Below are 4,193 nucleotides of genomic sequence, written 5' to 3' on the forward strand. Positions count from 1 at the left end.
CGCGCCCAAGGGTTTTGCCATCTACTCAGGCGACGACCCCACGGCCGTGGCGCTGATGCTGCTGGGTGGCCATGGCAATGTGAGCGTCACCGCCAACGTGGCGCCGCGCGCCATGCACGAGCTGTGCAAGGCGGCCATCGCCGGTCAGGCCCGTGAATCCGCACAGATCCACCTCAAACTGCTGCCTTTGCACAAGAACCTGTTCATTGAATCCAGCCCCACGCCCACCAAGTGGGCGCTCTCCCGCCTGGGCCATTGCGGCGCCACCGTGCGCCTGCCCATCCTTCCCCTCACCTCCGCCGGCCAATCGGCGGTGGAACAAGCGTTGCGTGAGTCGGGTCTGCTCTGAGTTGATGTCGCTGCCTCGTTCGCAGGCGCGACTCTCCCCACCTCCCTTCACTCGCCTCGCACGGCAGACCGGTTCCGGCTGCTCCCTTCGGAGATGCTCAACGTGATTCGCTTTCCCTCTCATTCTGTTGTTGCCAGCCTGGTGCTCCTCAGCACCCTGGCCGCTTGTTCGTCGATCGACAACGTGGTCTCGGGCGACAAGGTCGACTACCGCGCCGCCAAGTCCAAGCCCACCCCGCTTGAAGTGCCGCCCGACCTGACTCAACTCGCGGTCGATCCGCGTTACGCGCCACAAGCTGGTGTGATCAGCGCGGCTGCGCTGCAAACGCCGGGTGTGCCGGCGGCGGCGCCGGCCAACAACCAGGTCGCTCCGGTGACGCTGGGCGATGTGCGCATCGAGCGCCAGGGCAACCTGCGCTACCTGAGCACGACTCAAACCCCTGAGCAGGTCTGGCCGCAACTGCAGGCCTTCTGGAAGGAGCGCGGCTTGACGCTGGCGGTGGATCAGGCCGACGTGGGCGTGATGGAAACAGACTGGGCAGAAAACCGCGCCCGCCTGTCGGACGACATCGTCCGCAAGACGCTGGGCAAGATTTTCGACTCGCTGTTCTCTACCGGCGAGCGCGACAAGTACCGCACCCGCGTCGAGCGCACGGCACAGGGCAGCGAGATCTTCATCGTTCACCGCGGCCTTGAAGAGGTCTACACCAGCCCGCTCAAGGACAGCACCACCTGGAAGCCGCGTCCGAGCGAGAGCCTGCTTGAAGGCGAAATGCTGTCGCGCTTGATGATCAAGCTGGGCGCCAAGGACGAGCTGGCCAAGGCCGCCGTGGCCCAGACAACGGCTGCGGCAGCCACACCGGTCGCGCCCGCGCGAGCCCGCGTGCTCAACGGCCGCCCTGCTGCCACGCTGCAGATCGACGAGAGTTTCGACCGCGCGTGGCGCCGTGTCGGGCTGGCGCTCGACCGCAGCGGTTTCACCGTCGAAGACCGTGACCGCGCACAAGGCCTCTACTTCGTGCGCTACGTCGATCCGGCCCAGGCCGGCAAGGAAGAGCCGGGCTTCTTCAGCAAGCTCTTCAGCGGCGACGCCAACAAACTCACCGGCCCCATCCGCTACCGCGTGAACGTCAAGGGCGAAGGCGAAGCCAGCACGGTGTCGGTGTTTGACACCAAGGGCGCCCCGGAGAACGGCGATGCCGGCCAGCGCATCGTCAGGCTGCTGGTTGACGACCTGAAGTGAAGCCCGAGCGCATCAAACCATGATGCGCTTTTGCAGCCTGGGCAGCGGCAGCAGCGGCAACGCCACCGTCGTCGAGGCGAGCAGCGGCCAGACGGTGAGCCGTGTGCTGATCGACTGCGGCTTTTCGCTGCGCGAACTCGATCGGCGGCTGGCGCGGGTCGGGCTGGCGTCATCCGATATCGATGCCGTGTTCGTGACACATGAGCACAGCGACCACGTCGGTTGCGCGCTGACCTTGGCGCGCCGCCACCGCACCCCCATCTGGACAAGCCGTGGCACTTGGCGTGCCATCTGCGCGCCCGACTTGCCCGAGGGCCTGGTGCGCTTTGCGCGCGACCTGGAGCCCATTGCCGTGGGCGACCTGGAGTTAACTCCCTACACGGTGCCACACGACGCCGAGGAGCCGCTCCAGTTGCGCGTGGGAGACGGCGCACTGCGCCTCGGTGTGCTCACCGATGCCGGTTCGATCACGCCGCACCTGCTGGCCCAACTGAACGGATGCAACGCGCTGCTGCTCGAGTGCAACCACGACCGCGGCATGCTAGCGAACTCCAGCTATCCAGCCTCACTCAAAGCGCGTATCGCCGGCCGCTTGGGCCATCTGGCTAACGACACGTCAGCGGAAATTCTGGCGGGCTGCCTGCACGCCGGCCTGAACCACCTGGTGGCTGCCCACCTGAGCGAGCGCAACAACAGCCCGACTTTGGCCCAGGCCGCCTTGGCCCCGGTGCTTGGAGGCGAACCCGGCGATGTGCTTGTGGCCGACCCGCAGCTCGGTTTCGACTGGCTGGTCGTTCGCTGACAAAGAGGCGTCAACTGTAAGCGGCCAGCCAACACATGTTGACCACCGAGGCAGACTGCTGCACTCAGCCTGAGGAGGCTGGCTTCCAGTGATGCGGAAGCAGCGAGTCGATGTCGCTTGCGCGGTGCGTGGGCAGGCGTTCGAGCACGTCCTTGAGGTAGGCGTACGGATCGTGGTCGTTGAGCTTGGCCGACTGGATCAAGGTCGTGATCGCAGCGGCGCGTTTTCCAGCGGCGAGCGAGCCGGCGAACAACCAGTTCTTGCGCCCGGTTGCCCACGGTCGGATCTGCTGTTCATCATGGTTGTTGTCGATGGGCAGGCGCGGATCGTCCAGGTAGCGCGTGAGGGCCGTCCAGCGGTTCAGGCTGTAGTCGATCGCGCGGGCGGTGGCGGTCCCGTTAGGAACCTTGGCGCGCTGCGCGACGAGCCAGTCGTGCAGCGCCTGGGCAATGGGTGCTGCCCGAGCGCGTCGCTGCTGCAGCCGGTTCTCGGCGTCCTTGTCTCGGATGTCGCGCTCCACGCCGTACAACTGCCCGATCAGCTCGATGGCCGTCTGGGCCAGCGTGCTCTTGTTGGCCACGTGAAGTTCGACGAACTTGCGCCTGGCGTGGGCCATGCAACCCACCTCCGTCACGCCGAGGGCGAACAGCGCTTTGTACCCACTGAAGTCGTCGCAGACCAGGTGGCCGGTCCAGGCAACCTCCTCGCGCTCTCGCTCGTGCGGGTCATGCCCAAGGAACGCCCTGGCGTTCTCGCCCGAGCGGCCTTCGGTGAAGTCGTAGACCACCGCCTTGATGGGCTCGCTCACGGCGGCTGCGTAGGCCCACAGGTAGGCACGGTGCGTCTTGCCCTTGCCGGGCGCCAGCATCGCCACAGGCGTCTCGTCAGCGTGCAGCACCTGGCACTGCAGCAACTGCGCCCTCATCGCATCGGCCAGCGGCTGCAGCCGCGCGCCGCACTGGCCCAACCAGGCCGCCAGCGTCGAGCGCGGGATCGCCAGACCGGCACGGCCGAAGATCGCCTCCTGCCGGTACAAGGGCAGATGATCGGCGTGCTTGGCTACCAGCACCTGGGCCAGCAGGCCGGCAGTCGGGATGCCCTTGTCGATCACGGCGGCGGGCACCGGCGCTTGAACCAGTGTCTTGCACTGCGCGCAGGCCCACTTGCCGCGCACATGCCGCTCCACCGTGAACACGCCGGGGGTGTAGTCGAGCTTCTCGCTCACGTCCTCGCCGATGCGGCTCATCTGGCAGCCGCAACCGGGCGTGGTGCAGGTGGTGTTCTCGGGTTCGTGGTTCCGATCGACGCGCGGCAGCCGGGCGGGCAGCGTGCCGCGCTTGGGAGTCTTCTTCTCGCCGGCTTCCGTCTTGGGCGGCAGTGTGGCCTTCAGTGCGGCGATCTGCTCCTCGACCGCAGCGATGTCGGCGTCCACCGCTTCGTCGAACAGCGCGCGCTGATCGGCGCTGAGTTGTTCACTCTTGACGCCGTATTGCAGCCGCTTGAGCTGCGCGACCTCGAAGGTGAGCTTGTCGATCTTGGTGTCACGCCAGCCGATCTCGTGGGCGTCTCGGCCACTGCGCTCGAGCAGTTGCCCCACAAGTTCACGCAGTTCATCAACGCCGAGTTGATCGAGCTTGTCGGGGTCGATGTGCGCAATGTCAAGCATGTACGCCAGTGTCGTGGGCGTGCACAGCGTTGACCATCGGCATATCCTCGAATTGCTCGATGCCGACTCACAGCACGCTGATGACGACCGCCTCACCGACGCGCTGCCAAGGCAGTCCGAGCACCAGTGCATCG

The 4,193-nt window shown here is 66.3% G+C and carries 4 protein-coding genes; 3 read left to right on the top strand and 1 reads right to left on the bottom strand.

Annotation, left to right across the window (positions count from 1 at the left end):
• The 3 genes from RMO40_RS18625 to RMO40_RS18635 form a co-directional block, all read left to right on the top strand.
• The coding region (locus tag RMO40_RS18625) for a dihydrodipicolinate synthase family protein (RefSeq protein ID WP_309724576.1) at positions 1 to 349 on the top strand (349 nt) is incomplete at its 5' end.
• A 141-nt stretch (positions 350 to 490) separates the two neighbouring features.
• The gene (gene bamC, locus RMO40_RS18630; RefSeq protein WP_309724580.1) at positions 491 to 1,591 is read left to right on the top strand and encodes an NlpB/DapX family lipoprotein; all 1,101 of its coding nucleotides are present in this window, start codon (positions 491 to 493) and stop codon (positions 1,589 to 1,591) included.
• 22 nt (positions 1,592 to 1,613) lie between these two features.
• Positions 1,614 to 2,393, top strand: a complete 780-nt coding sequence (locus RMO40_RS18635; RefSeq protein WP_309724584.1) for an MBL fold metallo-hydrolase — start codon at positions 1,614 to 1,616, stop codon at positions 2,391 to 2,393.
• A 64-nt stretch (positions 2,394 to 2,457) separates the two neighbouring features.
• Here the strand turns inward: RMO40_RS18635 and tnpC are convergent, their stop codons facing one another.
• The gene (tnpC, locus tag RMO40_RS18640) at positions 2,458 to 4,059 is read right to left on the bottom strand and encodes an IS66 family transposase (protein WP_309724582.1); all 1,602 of its coding nucleotides are present in this window, start codon (positions 4,057 to 4,059) and stop codon (positions 2,458 to 2,460) included.
• Positions 4,060 to 4,193: the final 134 nt, after the last annotated feature.

The sequence above is a fragment of the Rhizobacter sp. genome, assembly GCF_031412075.1.
Taxonomy (GTDB): Bacteria; Pseudomonadota; Gammaproteobacteria; order Burkholderiales; family Burkholderiaceae_C; genus Rhizobacter.